We start from the raw sequence: 18,516 nt of genomic DNA, 5'->3' as shown, positions 1-18,516 counted from the left end.
GTACTACATTTAATTATAAATATGAATGGAGTTGTTATGGATTATGTAAACATAGCAAAAAGTTATAAATATCTTTAAATTTTTATAATTAGATAAAATAATTTAAAATTCATACACATTATTAAATATGTTTTTTAATAGAAATATATATTCAAATTATTTTTATTAAAACTCGTACGAAAACTAGAGGTGGACAAAATGAGAGTTTTTAAAGGCATGTTAATATCTTCACTTGCACTTACAACTTTTACTGGGATAGGTAATACATTTTTAACAAATACAGCACATGCTGCTAATGATGATTCTACAAAAATACAAGTACGTTCCAATAAGAATTTAAACGAAACAGCAATTGGCTCAAAATTTCCTTTGTTATCAGTTAATCCCTATGATGAACCTAGACTTTCAAGACAAGGCTACCTGGAAGAGGCACCCTTAGGAATTAATGCACCTTATGCTTGGGGAATTAAGGGAGGCGATGGTCAAGGAGCTACTTTTGTAGATTTAGAAGCAGGGCTACCTGGAAGATTAGGAATTAATGCACCTTATGCTTGGGGAATTAAGGGAGGCGATGGTCAAGGAGCTACTTTTGTAGATTTAGAAGAAGGATGGTTACTAAATCATGAGGATTTAGTCAGTCAAAATATTGAATTTATGTCTGGGAAAATGGGTAATGACCTTTCTCACGGTACTTCAGTTCTAGGCGTTGTTTCTGCGGCCGATAATGGAATTGGAAACATTGGAATAGCACCAAAAGCAAAGGTAAAAATCATTTCAGATATTCGAAACAATGGAAAAATTGATGTAAGAGATGCTATTTTAAGTGCTGTAGATTCATTACATGCCGGAGATGTTCTATTAATAGAAGAATCTTTCGAATATCCTGGATATGGAGATAAACCTTTACCAGTAGAAGTGTATCCAAGTATGTTCAACGCAATTCGCAAGGGGACAGATAAAGGCATCATTATTATAGAAGCTGCTGGAAATGGTGGGAATGATTTAGATGAATTTAAAGATTTTGGAGGTAAGCGAATTTTCAATCGCAACAGTCCCGATTTTAAAGATTCAGGAGCTATTATAGTTGGTGCATCTACTGCAAGAGTTCCTCATAAACGTTTAGATTTCTCTAACTATGGTAGTAGAATTGATGTATATGGTTGGGGAGAATATGTTGATACACTAGATACATATCAAAATCAAAACAGCAAGGGGGAGAAGATTACAGATCAGAAGGTAACTAATCGTTACACTACTAATTTTCGTGGTACTTCTAGCGCTTCACCTATAATCGCAGGAGCTGCCGTATCGATTCAAGGAATTGCAAAAGCACACTTAGGAAAAGCATATACACCAGAGGAATTAAGAGCTATTTTAAGTAATCCAAATACAGGAACAAAATCTAATAACCCATCATCTGATAGAATAGGGGTTTTACCAGATTTAAAAGCTATCTTGTCTAATCTTGGATTTAAAAGTGATTTGACTCCCAATGATTCTATCGCATTTCCAGAGAAAATAGAAAAAAATAAGGAAGCAGAAAATTCAACTTTCGTATTTCCAGATGAAGAAATAAAAAGTAAAGGGGACAAAAGCTCAACTATAACATTCCCAGAAGAAGATTTAAACCAAAAAGAGAAAGAAGATGTATCTATTGTTTTTCCAGAGTAATACAAAAATACTATCTACAATTTGGAGGTAGTATTTTTGTATTACTTTTGAACTACTCACAAAAGCTAACAAAAGTACCTAACACAACTGTGCGAAAGATTGTACTAGAATACACTCATTACTACAATTGTGTGCGAATTCAGGAGAAATTAAACTACCTATCCCAAAAAGAATATAAGAAACAGGTAGTTTAGGTATTATGATGTGCATCCCATTTTCAGGCCTCACATCATAAGGCATTTTGTTTATTTAACAGCAATAATGGAGAAAAACGGTATAGAAGCATAAGCAACTTGCTCAGCTTTTGTGTAGATTAATTCGTGAAAATCTTGTCTTGTTTGAATATCCCGAAATCCTAACTGAAATAGTACTGCCTTATCCCATTCTGGTCGCATAGCAAAAGTGAGTGGTAAATTTTTAGCAATCTCATCTCCTTCGCTAAATAATATTTTTTCATCATAAACTGGAAATCCCAATTGTTTTGCTTTCTCAATATCGTTTTGATAAATTTCGGCATGCATTTTCTTAGCTAATGTGATATTCCAATTTGCATCAAAGATTAGTAATTGACCATCTTTTTTTAACCAATTATACCATTCTGTGTATGTTCTTTCCGGATAATGAAGCGTCCAAGTTACATTACGTGAAACAATAACATCATATGACTCTATTTCATCGAAAGGAGAAGCATCTGAAACATGAATAAAATTTACAGAAACTCCTGATTGTAATGCATTTTTTTTTGCAGTTTTAATCATATATTCTGAAAAATCTAAAGCAGTAACCTCGTGTCCCATCTGAGCTAATAAAATAGCAAAGAAACCTGGACCAGTACCAATTTCTAAAATTTTAAGAGGACCTTTCATACTAATATGCTCTTCTAAAATTCGTCGCCACGCTTCTTTTTTAAATCCACTTAGTTCTTCCTGAATAATGCCATCATATATTTCAGCACTGTTGTCCCAGTATTTTTGATGTCTTTTTATTTCTTCCATATTACTCCTCCTGATAAAAAATATTGACAAACTAAACCCACCTTTAATATGATAATCGTAATCATTACGATTTGAAATATAAAATTAGAAAGAGGGTTTGTAATGAATAAAAAGATAATCACTTCATTGTTGACTGTTTTGTTAGTTTTTGTTTTAGCAGGATGCAGTGAAGGCAGTAAAGTTACAACTAAGGAAAATAAAGATACGATTCAAGTGGCGCTAACATCTGATAGTGGTGCAGATAAATTAGATGCAGCTTCTTATGATGGATCCATGCCATTATATACTGCGGTGTATGATCCTTTAGTAGAATACGGAGAAAATGGGGAGATAAAACCTGCATTGGCTAAATCATGGGAGGTTTCGGAAGATGGGAAAACATATACTTTTCATTTACGCAATGATGTCAAGTTTTCTGATGGATCTAATCTCAATGCAGATGCTCTTCTATTTTCCATTAATAGATGGAAAGGCAAAAAAGAACATGCTTGGTTAAAAACAGCAGCGACTTTGGATAGGGCGGAAAAAATAGATGACTATACTGTTAAAATGACTTTTTCTGAACCAAGTGTTTTGATTTTTAATGAGTTAACAGCAGCTCGTCCGCTCCGGGTAATGAGTCCAAATTCTGTGGAACCTGCCGGAGATCCAAATGGTAAGTTTGTAAAAGCGATTGGCAGTGGCGCATTGAAAATCGACTCTCACAAAAAGGGGAAAGAGACGGTACTAACTCCAAATAAACATTATTGGAAATATAATTTTAAAAATAAAAAGATGATTTGGAAAGTTATCCCTGATGCGCAAACTCGTTCTTTAGCACTGCAAGAAGGAAGCATTCAAATAGCAGGAGGAGAGATGAGCAAGATATCATATCAAGCCTTAAATGTATTTAAAGATAATAATGCCTATAAAGTAGAAACCAAACCGGGTACAATGAGTTATTTTCTTGCAATCAATAATCAAAAAGAAGCTTTACAAGATGTTAAAGTTCGCCAAGCGTTGAATTATGCCATTAATAAAGAGCATTTAGCAGATAAGGTATTAGACAAAAACGGATTACCAGCTAAAGGTTTATTTGCTAGGACTGTCCCTTTTGTGACAGAATCGAATAACTCAGGTTATACCTATAACCTAGATAGAGCGAAACAATTATTGAAAGAAGCGGGATATGGTGAAAACGGGAAGGTTTTAAAGCTTAAGCTAGCTTTCCAAACAGAAGAATTTCCTGAATGGAAACAAATTTCAGAAAGTATACAAAGTAATTTGAAAGAAGCCGGAGTTGAAATTTTACTTAATAGCATGGAGTCAACCTCCTATTATAATAATTTATGGGAAAAACGAGATTATGACTTATTAATCTATAGAACCTATGCGGACAGTCTCAATCCACAAGGTTTTCTAGATTCCCTATTTGTGGTAAAAGGTGTTGGGAAAGGTGTTGCTTATACGGATGAAAATCTGTCAAATTATATTATAGAAGCTGGCAAAGCTATGACTAATGATGAACGTCAGGCAGCATATGATAAAGTATTTTCTTATATGAATACAAATGCAGTGACTGTCCCTCTTTTCTATCCAAATGATATCTTTGTACATCGTGCTGATACTAAAGGTTTTACTTGGGGACCAATCATTGATGACCCGGTCATTTGGAATAACCTAGAAAGGGTAGAGTAGAAGATGTGGCGTTTTACTCTAAACAGATTATTTATCATTTTTTTAACTCTATTTTTTCTCAGTATTTTTTTGTTTTTTCTTGTTCGAATAATTCCCGGTTCACCAGAAATGGTCATACTATTACAGCGTGGAGGAATTATAAATACCGAAGAATTGACTAATCTAAGAGAAGAACTTGGTCATAATACATCATTATTAAATCAATATATAGAGTGGGCAATGAAAATAATAAGGTTCGATTTTGGTCTTTCTTACCAATCGAACCTCCCTGTGGTAGAAGAAATATTTTCACGAATAAATGGCACACTTTTATTAGCTGGACCTTCTCTAGCTATTTCAACGTTGGCTGGGATCATCATTTCTTTTTATGCCGCTCTTTATAACGGAAGTAGATGGGACAAATGGATTGGCAATATATCTATTTTTCTATCATCACTGCCAAATTATTTGGTTGGACTATTATTGGTATTAATATTTTCTATACACTGGAAAATTACCCCTGTTTATGGTGATGATACGTGGTTACATTTCATTCTCCCTATTGTAACTGCTAGCTTACCCCTTAGTGCAGTTTTTGTGCAATTATTCCGTCAAATAATAGGGGAAGTAATAGAAAGTCTTTATTTCGAAGCGGCTCGAGCAAGAGGTTTAAAAAATGTAGTTTTATACAGTAGAACTCTCTACTTGCCTTGTATTCATGGATTTTTAACGGTGATAGCTGCTAATATTGGTAGTTTGTGGGGGGGAATTATTGTGATTGAAACTATTTTTGCTTGGCCTGGGGTAGGGAATTATATTATTCATGCAGTTTCTGTCAGGGATTATCCAGTTATTATAGGTTTTACATTAATAATGGCATTGTTTACTATGCTTATCTATTTAATAATTGATATGCTATTACGATGTATAGATCCACGTCAAAAGTGGAAAGAGGGGGGAAGAGAATGATGAAAAAAGCAGCATGGATTCTCCCGATAACTTGTTTTATTTTGTTAATCTTTGTAATAATAATAGGAATTTTATTCACTCCATATAACCCATATGAAGTAAATGCGTCAGAGAAATTACAGCCCCCAAATTCCCTTCACTGGTTTGGAACGGATCATTTAGGGAGAGATATATTAACTAGACTTGTTATTGGAGCACCGTATACTTTGCTTTTTCCGGCCATCGTCTTAATACTTTCTTCTATTTTAGGGACATTCTTTGGACTTATTAGTAGTTTATGGGGGAGAAAAATAGATACTATAATGACTGCTATCATGGATTCCTTCAGTTCTATACCGAATTTGCTTTTTGTTGTTGCCATTACTGGTATTTTAGGTCCAGGGCTTGTTAATACGTTAGTAGCTGTTCTAATTTCTTGGTGGGTTCAATATGCAAGAATTGTACGTAACGTGTCGGTTGTTATACGAAATCAACCGTTTATTCTCGCTGCACAATTAAGTGGAACATTTGGAATCAAATTGATTTACCGACATCTGTTACCGAACACATTGCCTCTTATTCGTGAACTGTTTTTTTTAGATATGGGGACCATTATTCTGATGATATCCAGTCTATCTTTTCTTGGTTTAGGAGCGCAACCACCATTGCCAGAATGGGGTGGAATGATACTTGACGGCAAAAGTTATTTCCAGATTGCCCCATGGATTACTTTGATTCCTGCTTCCTGTATTACCATTTTTGTTATGTTATTTTATTTTATTGGAAAGGGGCTAAAAGTAAGTGACTGACAATATATTACTCGACGTGCAGAAACTTTCCATCAAATCGGGTGAGAATATACTGGTAAAAAATATTTCTTTTCATATTTGCAAAGAGGAGATGTTTTGTTTAGTTGGGGAATCTGGCAGCGGTAAATCAATTACTTCTCGCACAATAATGGGATTATTAGACAAGAGAAAAATAAAGATAGATGGTGCCATAACGTTAGATAAACAAAAAAACAATTTGACAATGCTGTCAGAAAAGGAGTGGCAGAAAATCAGGGGGGAGGAAATAGCACTAATTTATCAACACCCCACACTGGCATTACATCCGTTTTTAAAGATTGGAAACCAAATGTTGAATGTGCTAAGAAGTAAAAAGTCATTAGGAAAAAAAGAAGCAGAGAAAGAAGTATTTCAACAACTATTGGAAATGAATTTTTCTGATCCCGAAAAAATAGCAGCTGCTTATCCTTCGCAGTTAAGTGGGGGGATGAATCAACGTGTCATGATTAGTATGGCATTGTTACTACGGCCTCGTTTGTTAATTGCTGATGAACCAACGACTGGTTTAGACACAATTAACCAACAAAAAGTTATTCGAAAACTATTAGAGTTAAAAGAAAAATATAAAATGTCCATTTTGTTTATTACACATGATTTACGCCTAGCGGACCAAATTGCAGATAAAGTGGCAGTGATGAAGAACGGTGAAATTATTGAAGTAGCACCGCTTTCTACCATTAGAGAAAATCCACAACACAGTTATACAAAAGAATTATGGAATAAAATTCCTGATTTTCAGGGTAGTGAGGGAGGTTCTTAATGCTTTTAGAAGTAAAAAATATTTCTGCATCATTTCAACACTCAGGAAAAAAGGTACTTGATAACGTTTCTTTCCTACTTAAAAAAGGACAAAAATTAGGCGTTGTAGGAGAGTCTGGAGGCGGAAAAAGTACACTGACAAGAATTTTATCAGGTTTTCATCCATATACAAGTGGAAAAGTACAGATACAAAATCGAGTAATTAAAGCAACCGCTAAAGATAGAAAATGGATAAGCAAAAGGTTACAAATGGTTTTTCAGAATCCAATTTCCTCACTGGACCCTCAGCAGACTGTTCAACAGATTTTAGAAGAGCCATTGCTTAATTTCACTTCACTTGCTACAAAAGAACGCAAACAAAAAATTATGGAATTATTAGCAGAGGTGAATTTACAACCTGACGTTTTAAAAAGGAAAAGTAATTCATTAAGTGGGGGACAGGCACAAAGAATTTGTATTGCACGATCATTGTTAGCTAATCCAGAAATTCTTGTATGTGATGAGCCAGTTACAAGCCTTGATATGACAACACAGTTAAAAATAATGAAACTACTAAAGAGAGTTGGTAAAGAGCAGCAATTATCAATTATTTTTGTTTCACATGATATTTCGCTTGTTTTAGAATTTTGTGATGTAGTCCTGGTACTTAGAGACGGGAAAATAGTTGATTATTTTGTAGCAAAGGAGTGGATGCATGCAGATAGAGATGCTTACACAAAAAAATTAATTGAATCAACTGAAATTATCTAAATTATTTAAAAGTATGATTTATCATGTGAAAACTATTTTACGCTGTAGAGTGGAACGAAACAATATAAAGTACACAACAGTAAAGGAACAACATACTATGTAACTGCAAATGAAGTCTATGTATATGTGAAGTAAGAAAAAAGAGGGCGTATCCGGCCCTCTTTTCTGATTTTAAAATATTATTTATTATCAAGTTTTTTAAATCGATTTATAAATATGAATATATTCATATTCTATATAAGGTAAATTATGGTACTATATTTTGTGAGTAGTAACTAATATCTGATAGGAGTGGAAAAAATGATTAACATTAAAAAACTAACTTCTTCTCTACTTGTAAGCGCCTTATTTGTAATTCCTACAAGTGCAAGCGCAGCAAGCGTGTATGGTGTAGTAAGTAATAAATGGGATGCTAATAGCAGCACTATTCAAAACGCAGTACCGATTAATGAAGGAAAAATTTATGCTGTGAGTTCCAATGATTATGCTTTTCTTAGTACTGAAAATGGACAAACGGATTCAAAAGGAAAAGTTAGTCCTAGTTTTACTACCAAAGGTATGGTGAAAATAGACAATGATAGAATTTTCATTGCTGGTATGCAAGGAAAATGGAAAGTTGTAGGATCAAATGGAAGAGATTTAGAGAAAGGGAAATTATCAGATCCACGTACTCCGAGATTTGTTAAAAAATTATCGAATGGACAAATTTTGTTAGTGCATAATGACGGGTATTATACACTTCTAGATTCAACTCCGAAAGTGAAAGTAGCTAGAACAGGAAAGTGGCAAAATAATTGGAATATTAATGATACAGTTGAGTTTACGAATGGAAAACTCTTAATGGTAGGAGATAAAGGTAACTATCAAATTATGTCAGCTAACGATGGAAAAGTTATTGAATCAGGAGATTGGGGATTCCCTAAACATGGGATCCATTCTGTTGACAAACTTTCTGATGGAAAAATGTTGGCTGTAGGAGAAGGGTCAAATATCATTCTTTTTGATAAAAACGGAAAAAAGATTGATGACTCTGGATCAGTGCTGTCTGACAAAAACAATAAGAAGTATAAATGGGATAAAGTAGTAGCTCTTGAAAGGCAGCATGCATTAGTAATTAGTTCCTCTGGTGACATTTTGTTGGTGCATGTGGACGATGCAAATAATATTTCAATTCAAGCGCAAACAAAAATAAATAACTATGCTTCTAGTAAATCTGTATTTAAAGTTCAAGAAGATAGAGTGTTTGTTACGCTTACTGCGGGTAGATTTATAATTTTCCAAATAGACTTAGATTCATAAAATCATAGACATGTGTCGTAGAAAAGAATGAATTCGGATATAATTTAGACTAACATTTTTGAAAATCAAACCAAAACACAAAATGGTCTATGTATTAGCAGTTGAACTACTCCCACTTTCACTTCCAAACGAAGTGAAAGTGGGAGATTCCTAAGTAAAGAGTTCTAGGGGTTTTGTTGCATATGTGCTGTTCACATTTGAGCCTACATACTCATTTATATATCATTAAATTAATATATATATATATATATATAAAAATAATTATTGTTAAAAGTAGTTATAAATAATGAAAGAGAGTAATAAAAGTTCTTGCGATTACAGCGGCCTGCACCATGTTTTCGATGTTCGGAACATCAATTTCTAATATAGAGGCAGCGTCCCATGCGAATGCGCCAAGCGTTTATGTTACACCTAAAAACAGTGTTTCCTCAGATATTATTAGTATAGACTGGTCGCCTGTTCAGACAGCACCTTATACATATTGGACTGTTCATAATTGGAACCAATAGGAGAAGCTGGTAGCTATGCGGGATTGCAGCAACAAAGTGGATTTGATGAAAACGGAAAACGTACTTTACATTTTGCAATTAATATTAAAAAATAAACGGAATTTGCTTCCAAACGATTCAAGAAATACCCATGAAGTTAAAAAGTTATTTGTTCCTTTAAACGAGAGCATGAGCTGAATCCCTTGAATAACTAAATGAGATAAAATTTTGTTTTAGGGATACCTCAAAATATTTAGTTTGATAGGCAGTGGAGCTATCCTGTGTAGATAATAGACAATAAATATTCAAATAAACGGCAACTTATAATCAAAATAACTGTATATAATAATTTATGTATAAAATTATAAAGGAAAGGATAAGAAAAATGAATGCAAAAAATGTAGTAGTAACAGGTGCAATATTTGTAACAGCCCTATTGTCAACAGGAGGAGTAAAAGCAGAGGAAGTAACATTTAAAGATATACCAAAAGGGAATTGGGCAGGAGAGCGTCGTATTGAAACACTTGTAGATGTAGTAGGCAAAGATGGATATAAAGAAGTTGAACAAACAAATATAAAAGAAATTTTTAGTTTGGAAGAGCCGACCTGGATATTTAAGGCGGGAATAAGCAAAGGAAAATACCATGATCGGCAAGAATTAGGTTTTATTTTGCAAGAAAACACGCCTCTAAAGGTAAGACAAACGAATCCTCATTTTAAAGGGAAATTAACACTACGTTTGTTATCTAATGATTCAAAAGAAGAGAAATCGATTCAAGTAGGGAACGAATGGGTAACGGTTCAAGCAAATGTACCTTTAGTTCCGTTCATAGATACCCCTTACGGTGAAAATGGTGCTAAGTTGGAGTATCAGATAGAGAGTGAACAATCTCAGAAACTCCTTCCTATTTATCAAGAAAAAGGGAGCGTTTCTCAGTTTTTTAAAACATGGGATCAATTTGATGGAGAGTATGCATTAATTCAAGGAAAGAGTTTTCAATTATTTGTGCCTAAACAAGATAAAGAATCACTAAGATATTTAAAGGACTTTCAATCTTTGGATGAATTAATCAATTATTATGAAGATATTTTTGCTATGTATGATTCGATTATTGGTTTGGATGGCTCAACACCTGAAAATAAAAAAAGTCAAAATCGCTACTTCTTAAAGGCAGATTTACATGGTGCTGGTGGTGCCTACTATGGATCCAATTGGACAGCAAATAGTACAGATAACACAAAGATTTGGTTAGCTAAAAATAGCTGGGGAACGCTACATGAGATTGCGCATGGCTATCAAGCTGGTTTTGATAATCAAGGAATATACACAGGGGAAGTCTCTAATAATTTGTTTGGTGTCCAATATCAATATAGTAAATACGGTAAAAAGGCAGATCATATTGGCTGGTTATTTGACTTTGGAAAAAAGGAAACCGTTGAGAAAAATCTATATAATGCTGTAATGAAGGAAAATAAAAAATATAATGATTTAGATTTAAGGCAAAAGCTCATTCTTCTATCTATGGCAAAACAAAAAGCCGGAAATGAAGCTTTTACAAAAATGTATCAAGGTTATCGGAAATTAACTAGCCAAGATGGTTTCAATAAAAGGGATTATCCTTTGCCAGATTTAATGAACCAGTATTACAGTGAGCATAGTCAGTTTGACTTTACACCTGTTTTCGAAAGTTGGGGTCTAGACCCTAATGATACTCAAACAGAGATAAACCGAGCAAAAGGCTATCAGGCAGTTAGTTCATTAGCTGATATTGTACCTGAAGCTCAATTAGCTGAAGCAAGAGCGATAGTGGATCCCGAAATCTTAATCAATTCTAATTTTGAATTGGTTACAAATCAGCAAATAGCCCCACTAGGGTTAAAAGGAAACTTAAACATCCATTTGAATACTGGTCATATAGAAAGCTTTAAAGGAGAAAAAATTCAGTTAAAAGAAGGAAATAAAGTTATTCAAGAACAAAAAATTGAAACAGAAGATATCAAATTTCAAGATGTTCCAAATGGTATTTATGCCGTCGAGATTCCTAGTGGGAAGGATGGAAAGTATCATTTCAAACAATATTACGCTTACGTAAAGGAAAAGAATAACTCTTTATCGATTGACATTAACAAAATTGAAGTGAGTAATCTTGTTAATCAAAAAATTATATTTTTAGGATTAGGCGATGATCAATTTGCTGAGTTACATACAGATATGAACCAGCAACAAGCTACTTTTATGATTACTTCTAAAACTCCCCACAGCTACTATGCAGGGGAAAAATACGCATCGATTGAGGTATTTAATGATAAAGGAGAAAACATTTACACAAAAGAAATGGAAGGAACAAATGTAATAATGGGGAAAGACGTTATTCCTTTAAAAGAAGGTTATCAAATCAAGATTTATCATGATGAAACAAAAAGCCGATTAAATAGCAAAGCTAATATCATTAATCCTTCGAGTAAAACAAACAGTTTCATTATGACAAAATGGGGATTAAAAAATTCTTCTCTTCAAAACAATCCAGAAGAAGACCTTATGAAGAGAATTGATAATGCAGCAACAGTAATTCTAAACAATCCTAGTTTAAAAGATATTCCTATGCAACAATTAGAAACGAAAAAACATTTATGGATGGCAATAAATGCTTTATCAGAGCCGTATAGAGTAAGTTATATGAATAAATATCAAAATATCCTTCAATAAATAAAATGAGCTACTCTTAGAAAAATTGAATCATATGTACTCAATAATATCTTCTTTATCTAGAGTCTTGAATCTTTGTCTGAATTTCCAAGTTTGATTACATCACTCAGTTTACAGTTGATGTGGTAAAACATATGTATTCACTAGAGGATATGCAACGAAATAGTTCGGTGCATATTTAAACAAAAAGACATGGTGCATTCCATGTCTTTTTTCGTTCTTCATTCTTAAGTTGATACAATTAAGTCAATCTAAAATTGACCATTGTACTAAAACAAGAAATTACAAACTAAATTCTCAACGTAGAATATTGATTTAACAGTACTTGTAGTATGATGGTTTTTAGATACTTTCTTAATCTGTCTGACGATACAAACTTGGGGACCAGCTGATATACTAAACATCTTAAAAAGTACCTAAGTTTTTATCATATAAGTACCTAGTTTTGTGGCGCCGGACATAACATAACGGTAAAACTGAAAAAATACTTTATAAAAAAGTACCCATTTTCTTGTCCCAAAACAATGATAGGAATAGAAGTATCCACTTTCTTGTCTAAAAAGTATCCATTTTCATGTCTTTCTACAACAACAAGGGGAGGCACAAAAACTTTCACTATAAATTTTATCTTCACGTTAAATTCCTATTTAATGAACTCTTGGATACTGAAATTCTATTTCTACTGTAGTAAAAGCTTTAGGTATATAATTCATAGATAGTTTAAGTTAAGTGACTATTTGAGTGTTCTAAAAAGTATTAATCGTTTTATGTTCTTATAATTTCAATAAGTCAATTCTGGAAATAAAAAAGATTTTACAAATTTCTCGGTTTAATTTCTTAAATTTACAAACTTGGATAGGTACAACTTTATATTTATGATATTTTCACACTGTTGTATTTATTGGGAATGACAAATATTTTGGAAGGTAACAAACGTCAAAAGTGAGTGGATTTTTATAAGGCTCTACAGTAAATTCAAGTTTAATTGCCCCTACTTTATCAACTGTTCTCTAATTTAAATGCCAATAGGAGTAACGGGAGATACTTTTTAAAATTTGAATTTTACTATCATTTTGTACAGACCAACGATTTAGTACCTTAAAAACAAAAAGTGTTTGAAGATACTTATATAGGATAATTAAATTTAACAATTTTAAAAGCGTAGATAGATTTTATTTCTACGCTTCTTTTAATAAGTAGTAGATTTAGTGTTTTTTAAAATTTGTCATATAAGATTTTACAGCTTGTAATAAGAATTCTTCCTGTCTCATACCAGCTTCCGCTGCCATTTCAACTACTTTTTGCTTGAATTCATGATCTGCATGAAAAGTTAATGGCTCTACATTACTTTTAAAGTAAATACCTTCTACATGTGGAAGGATCGTGCCAGATTTCATATGAGAATGTAAGTACCTAATCTCCTCTTGAAACTGCAATGGATCTACTTGTAATACGAAAGGTTTAATTTCTAATCTGATAGTATCTGATAAAATACTCAATCGCATATTTGTGACACCTAGCTCCTTATAAAATAAGTTTATTAAATTATAAGTAATGGAATTAAATAATTGAGGTTTTTTAAATGAAAAAGATAAATACCCTCGTTTTGTAATTACCGCTTTTTTAATGAAGGGTTCAAAGGTGTAATCATGTTCCTTATAAGTGGATAGAGAAAAAATTTCTTCGTCCTCAGTAAGAATCTTCCCGTCTGCTCCATTGATTTCTATTACCCTAGCTGCTTTTCCGTTATGTTGATGCGTTAATAATTGATATAAGTATATATCTGCATTTTGAATTTTCGTAATGAATGTTTTTCGCTCTTTTGTTTTGTTTTTTTCATAATCAAGTATAAAAATCTCTAGCTCTTCCTCATCGATAAGATATACTTGTTTTCCTCTTTTTTTCACCATTGTTGCGGGTAATTTTCCAGATTTGATATATGTAAAGATAGTAGATGGTGCAACATTAAGAATTTCAGATACTTCTTTCGTGCTAAGGCCTTTAACCTCATTTTTATTTTTTAAACGTTCAATATCCTCTAAATAGAAAATCTTACTACCGAATTGCTTCCAGTTATCTTTATATACACATTCTATTAATCCATCTTTTTCTTTTTTTAAAATTGTTTGTACCGTCACTCCTAATAAGTTGGCTGCTTCTTTTGTCGTTACAGTAGGTTTTGTAATGAATAATAAATCTTGTGTCATGAAAGGACACCTCCATAACTATTGTTTGCTAATATTTTAGGTATGTATATATCATATCAGAATCTGATTTGTATTTAAAATAAGAAATAGATTTTATTAAACATTTTATTCATTTTTGTATTTTGAATATGTTTTTAATCTATTTTATATATTAATAAATTTTTATAGCTGTTTTTATTATAAAATCACTATCAAAGTTAAGAAGTTAACTAGTAAATAATATATATTTACTAATAAATTATAAAAAAATATAAGTATAAGTATATAGAGAAGAATGTAGCGTTCTTACAGAAGAAAAATGAATTATCATTTGTATAATTAATAGAAGTAAAATGAAATAATAATTATAGGTAATAAAGAGATTAATTATTATAATCTTCAATAGGAGAGGTAAATTTGAAATATGAATAATAAAAATTAAAAAGAAATTTTATCTATTATAAATAAACAAAGTGAATATATAGATATATATTTAGAGGATATAAGAGATATCGCCCCATATCTGCATAATAATCGTTATGTAGATATGGTGGAAGAAAGATGGAGGTTGCGGAAAAAGAGGGAAAGAGTAAATATACGTATTTAAGTGACCTGGAGGTCATTTATCATTTCGTACATTTACAAAAAGATATGGATGAGAAGAAGAATAGAAAAGAGGATACGAAAAAGAGTTATATGTCTGAAATCTTGTCATTTTGTCAGTGCATGGTGCAGCATGCAGAAGAATTTGCATTGAATGGGGAAAAGGTACAGAAAAATGACTCTTTATTGAAAACATTGCAACCTTGGCATATTGGTAAATACAATGCTCATTCGTTCTTTTCTAAAACATCTTCATGTATTTTCTTACATTGAAAAGCCTCTTCATGAGGAACTGCAGCGCGCAAATGTAAATGAGCAGGATCGGCCAAATCGGGACTTATCCTATGATGAGGTTATGAAAATTTTAGGGTTTTATAAAGAAAGAGGACATGTAGTACACTATACAATTTACTTGCTCTGGCAAGTACTGGTGCAAGAATTCAAGAATTGTGCACCGTGAGAGTGAAAGATTTACATTATGACGGAAAGTACTGGTTAAAAGTCACTGGAAAAGGAGATAAAGTACGTGAACTTTTCATTTCGGAACACTTATACCAGTGTATTTGTGAAATGAGGCGGAGAAGGGGATGTCAAACGGTATTGGAAAAAGGGGATGAGAGTCCGTTATTTAAAAATCAAAGAGGAAGTACTTATAACTCTAAAACACTATCGAATCAAGTAACAGATATGATAAAAAAGACAAACTTAGAGTTTCTACAGTATCGTGAAAATCCTGTAACGGCACATACATTCCGTCATGCATTCGCAATCATGGCAGTTGAACAAGGAAGTGCAGATTTATATCATTTAATGCAAACATTGGGGCATGAAAACATTCAAACAACAAAGATTTATTTAGAAAAGCACATGAAACGAGAAAATAATGTAGGTACCTCATTGCAGATCTGTTAGTGTAAATTTGAAACAATCCAAACCCTATTTAATTATGTATTTTTTATATAATTAAATAGGGTTTTATTCATGTGGAAATATAAATGGATAATTATTGGTAAGTATATGAAATTATAATTTCACCTGTTAGTTGGTATATAAGTATAGAGACAGCTAGTGAATTAGGAGACATTTGGGTTAGAGGAATTCTCACATGTAAGTAGTTCTGTAGGTGGAGAAATTACGAGATATTTATTTTGAATTAGAAAGGAATAATTATCAGATGAAAAGACCTGAAACTGTCTTCCGTATAGCCGTAATAAAGATGTTTAATTTCTAATAAGGGTAGCACCACATGGCGATCAACTTAAGAATTTAGAATTACTCCAGAACAATAAAATTTCGTACAAGTTGCTTAATTTTATTATTGTAGGGTAGTTTATTTTTGTTAGGTACTAGTGATGTGGCAGTACCCTTAAAAAGACACATAGAAAATCATTATACATTATACAAAAGAGTATTATGTTAATGATAAAATTTTACAAATTTAAACATTTTGATGTATAATACTTTTCAGAATTATACATGTTTTTATATTTTAAAAATTAATATCGTATATTTTAGATTCTTAGTATACAATATATTACCTGAACTATATATAAGAATGGAGAGTTTTAATTGGAATTTTTAGCAAACAGTAAGGTTGGTACAAAACTAAACATATTAATACTTATATCTTGTATCTCCTGTATAGTATTATCCCTAATAGGCGGATGGGGTCTAGAAAGAGGAAAAAGTGCTTCTTCTAATATGTATGAAGATGACTTAAAATCAATCGAGTGGATAGGAACCATAGAATCTAACTTTTACCATGTTAATATGAACTTTATGGAAATAATGCTATCCAAAGATGAGAAAAGAATGAACGATTTGATAAAAGAAATGGATGGGATGCGTAAGGAAAACGATCAGTTATTAAAGCAGTATGAAGCTAAAATTATCTCTAATAAAGAAAAAGAACTATATAACACATTTCATGAAGCATTTAATGAATTAAGAACTCAGATGGAAAAAGCACAAGAATTAGGGAAATCTAATAATGAGGAAGCTTATGCCTATTATCTAAAAGAAATTGAACCTAATATGCAAAAAACAATTCAGTCAATTCGCGAACTAATTATATATAATAGTAATAATGCAGACCAGTTACAAAAAGTTAACAATAGCAGTGCTCAAAATACAATGATAATGTTTGTGGTTATTTCAATTTTAGCAATTGTCATAGTTATATTTATTGGATATATTATTAAACTTACTATACGAAAACCACTTATTTTATTACAAAATGATATGGAAAAAGTAGCCGCAGGTGATTTAACAATACGTACTTCTTATAAAGCAAATAATGAGTTAGGAATCATTGTACAGTCTTTTAATAGTATGTTAGATAACCTACAACAATTAATTGCGAATGTTAAGACGACAACACAAGAGGTGATTTCTTCTACAGAGGGGGTTTTACAAGATACAAAGCGAGCATCTAATATTTCAAATGAGGTTGTTCAGACTATTACTGAAGTAAAAGAAAAAATAGCAGGACAGGTAACTAGTATTCAAGAGAGTTCATCGTCAATGGAAGAAATAACAATTGGTGTGCAAACAGTAGCTGAATCTTCAGCAGTAGTTGCTGAGGTAGCAGTAACAACCACGGAACAAATACATAAAGGTAGTGAAGTGATAAAACATTCTATTCTTCAAATGAATAGTGTTCATGATGTTGTCGAGGAAACATCAAAAGTAATAGATAGACTTGTTACACGTACACAACAGATTGATACAGCTTTGGATGCAATTACTAATATTGCCGAGCAAACTAATCTTCTTGCTCTAAATGCTGCTATTGAAGCGGCACGTGCTGGAGAGAATGGGAAAGGGTTTGCAGTGGTTGCAGCAGAAGTGAGGGATTTGGCCGAAAAGTCTAAAGAGTCCGCGAATGAAATTAATCATTTAATCAAATCTATTCAACAAGATACTCAAGATACAGTTCATGTCATGCAAAAAGGAGAACAAAAAGCAGCAGAAGGAAAAGAAGCGGCCTACAAAGCGGATCAAACATTCTCATCTATTATGAGAGATATTGATAAAATTACAAGTCAAATTCAAGAAGTCTCTGCAGCAACAGAAGAGATGTCTGCTGGCACAGAAGAAGTAAATGCGTCTCTTTCACTAGTATCTGATACTGCAGCACAAGTAGAAAGAGAAACAACTCAAACAGTACAATCAATTCAATCACAATCAGATTCGATCAAAGAAATTTCAATACAGTCGAACAATATGAAAGAAAAGGTAGAAGCATTAACAGAATTACTCTCAAGATTTATTATTACAGAACAAAAAATTAAATAGTAAATCAAAAGACAATTTGGAACAATAAATAAGGGAGATCTTTATATAATAATTTTAAAATAATTGAAATGATATACGATATTTTAAGATGCAAAAACACCTTTCATTCACTATTAATGAAAGGTGTTTTTGCATGTATCTTTTCTTGCATTACTTATATAAATTTATGTTGATGATATTTCGCTTTGTATAATCCCCTTAGTTTACCTAGAATAGATGGGCTAGGAGAGAATTCAATGAATCAGGGATTAATATATAAAGTGGTTAAATTGTAACGATACTTTTAACTATTAAAACAGTATATAATAT

General features: G+C 32.3%; 11 protein-coding genes and 4 pseudogenes. 13 read left to right on the top strand and 2 right to left on the bottom strand.

Annotated elements, in window-relative coordinates:
- Positions 1–198 precede the first annotated feature (198 nt).
- Both DN403_RS26210 and DN403_RS26205 read left to right on the top strand, forming a co-directional pair.
- Complete coding sequence (locus tag DN403_RS26210) at positions 199–1,671, top strand: S8 family peptidase (protein WP_346655100.1); 1,473 nt, start codon at positions 199–201, stop codon at positions 1,669–1,671.
- 53 nt (positions 1,672–1,724) lie between these two features.
- Positions 1,725–1,865 (top strand): annotated as a pseudogene (locus tag DN403_RS26205) (IS3-like element ISBt2 family transposase); the annotation flags it as partial.
- A 51-nt stretch (positions 1,866–1,916) separates the two neighbouring features.
- Here the strand turns inward: DN403_RS26205 and DN403_RS26200 are convergent.
- Positions 1,917–2,666: a class I SAM-dependent methyltransferase gene (locus DN403_RS26200; protein WP_149185900.1), complete on the bottom strand. Its 750-nt coding sequence runs from the start codon at positions 2,664–2,666 to the stop codon at positions 1,917–1,919.
- A gap of 102 nt (positions 2,667–2,768) precedes the next feature.
- Here DN403_RS26200 and DN403_RS26195 point away from each other — a divergent pair, with 102 nt between their 5' ends.
- The 9 genes and pseudogenes from DN403_RS26195 (at position 2,769) to DN403_RS26155 (ending at position 12,121) form a co-directional block, all read left to right on the top strand.
- The gene (locus DN403_RS26195; protein WP_149185899.1) at positions 2,769–4,343 is read left to right on the top strand and encodes an ABC transporter substrate-binding protein; all 1,575 of its coding nucleotides are present in this window, start codon (positions 2,769–2,771) and stop codon (positions 4,341–4,343) included.
- Between the two features lie 3 nt (positions 4,344–4,346).
- Positions 4,347–5,291 carry an ABC transporter permease gene (locus tag DN403_RS26190; protein WP_000267990.1) on the top strand — a complete coding sequence of 315 codons (945 nt, stop codon included), beginning with the start codon at positions 4,347–4,349 and terminating at the stop codon, positions 5,289–5,291.
- The gene (locus DN403_RS26185) at positions 5,288–6,079 is read left to right on the top strand and encodes an ABC transporter permease (protein ID WP_000975954.1); all 792 of its coding nucleotides are present in this window, start codon (positions 5,288–5,290) and stop codon (positions 6,077–6,079) included. The genes DN403_RS26190 and DN403_RS26185 overlap by 4 nt, the downstream gene beginning before the upstream one ends.
- On the top strand, positions 6,072–6,878 hold the full coding sequence (locus tag DN403_RS26180) for an ABC transporter ATP-binding protein (protein ID WP_002164366.1): 807 nt from the start codon (positions 6,072–6,074) through the stop codon (positions 6,876–6,878). The genes DN403_RS26185 and DN403_RS26180 overlap by 8 nt, the downstream gene beginning before the upstream one ends.
- Positions 6,878–7,627, top strand: a complete 750-nt coding sequence (locus DN403_RS26175) for an ABC transporter ATP-binding protein (RefSeq protein WP_149185898.1) — start codon at positions 6,878–6,880, stop codon at positions 7,625–7,627. Before DN403_RS26180 ends, DN403_RS26175 begins: the two co-directional genes overlap by 1 nt.
- Positions 7,628–7,675: 48 nt before the next feature.
- A pseudogene (locus DN403_RS31965) lies at positions 7,676–7,762 on the top strand (N-acetylmuramoyl-L-alanine amidase); the annotation flags it as partial.
- Positions 7,763–7,927: 165 nt separating this feature from the next.
- Entirely contained in the window at positions 7,928–8,926 is a 999-nt protein-coding gene (locus DN403_RS26165) for a hypothetical protein (RefSeq protein WP_000608213.1), read from the top strand.
- A 332-nt stretch (positions 8,927–9,258) separates the two neighbouring features.
- A pseudogene (locus DN403_RS26160) lies at positions 9,259–9,515 on the top strand (DUF3472 domain-containing protein); the annotation flags it as partial.
- Positions 9,516–9,799: 284 nt separating this feature from the next.
- Positions 9,800–12,121 carry a putative mucin/carbohydrate-binding domain-containing protein gene (locus tag DN403_RS26155; RefSeq protein ID WP_149185897.1) on the top strand — a complete coding sequence of 774 codons (2,322 nt, stop codon included), beginning with the start codon at positions 9,800–9,802 and terminating at the stop codon, positions 12,119–12,121.
- Between the two features lie 1,205 nt (positions 12,122–13,326).
- Here DN403_RS26155 and DN403_RS26150 read toward each other — a convergent pair.
- The gene (locus DN403_RS26150) at positions 13,327–14,328 is read right to left on the bottom strand and encodes a helix-turn-helix domain-containing protein (RefSeq protein ID WP_149185896.1); all 1,002 of its coding nucleotides are present in this window, start codon (positions 14,326–14,328) and stop codon (positions 13,327–13,329) included.
- Between the two features lie 427 nt (positions 14,329–14,755).
- Here DN403_RS26150 and DN403_RS26145 point away from each other — a divergent pair.
- Together DN403_RS26145 and DN403_RS26140 are read left to right on the top strand one after the other, a co-directional pair.
- Positions 14,756–15,827: pseudogene (locus DN403_RS26145) on the top strand (tyrosine-type recombinase/integrase).
- 652 nt (positions 15,828–16,479) lie between these two features.
- Positions 16,480–18,207 carry a methyl-accepting chemotaxis protein gene (locus DN403_RS26140; RefSeq protein ID WP_098292059.1) on the top strand — a complete coding sequence of 576 codons (1,728 nt, stop codon included), beginning with the start codon at positions 16,480–16,482 and terminating at the stop codon, positions 18,205–18,207.
- Positions 18,208–18,516 lie beyond the last annotated feature (309 nt).

Source organism: Bacillus sp. AY2-1 (assembly GCF_008368965.1).
GTDB lineage: Bacteria > Bacillota > Bacilli > Bacillales > Bacillaceae_G > Bacillus_A > Bacillus_A thuringiensis_S.
This window is presented reverse-complemented; position numbering and strand designations above follow the sequence as displayed.

Coding starts and splice junctions, on each gene's coding strand:
- DN403_RS26210 (WP_346655100.1), top strand. CDS start 199: ATGAGAGTTTTTAAAGGCATGTTAATATCTTCACTTGCACTTACAACT.
- DN403_RS26200 (WP_149185900.1), bottom strand. CDS start 2,666: ATGGAAGAAATAAAAAGACATCAAAAATACTGGGACAACAGTGCTGAA.
- DN403_RS26195 (WP_149185899.1), top strand. CDS start 2,769: ATGAATAAAAAGATAATCACTTCATTGTTGACTGTTTTGTTAGTTTTT.
- DN403_RS26190 (WP_000267990.1), top strand. CDS start 4,347: ATGTGGCGTTTTACTCTAAACAGATTATTTATCATTTTTTTAACTCTA.
- DN403_RS26185 (WP_000975954.1), top strand. CDS start 5,288: ATGATGAAAAAAGCAGCATGGATTCTCCCGATAACTTGTTTTATTTTG.
- DN403_RS26175 (WP_149185898.1), top strand. CDS start 6,878: ATGCTTTTAGAAGTAAAAAATATTTCTGCATCATTTCAACACTCAGGA.
- DN403_RS26165 (WP_000608213.1), top strand. CDS start 7,928: ATGATTAACATTAAAAAACTAACTTCTTCTCTACTTGTAAGCGCCTTA.
- DN403_RS26155 (WP_149185897.1), top strand. CDS start 9,800: ATGAATGCAAAAAATGTAGTAGTAACAGGTGCAATATTTGTAACAGCC.
- DN403_RS26150 (WP_149185896.1), bottom strand. CDS start 14,328: ATGACACAAGATTTATTATTCATTACAAAACCTACTGTAACGACAAAA.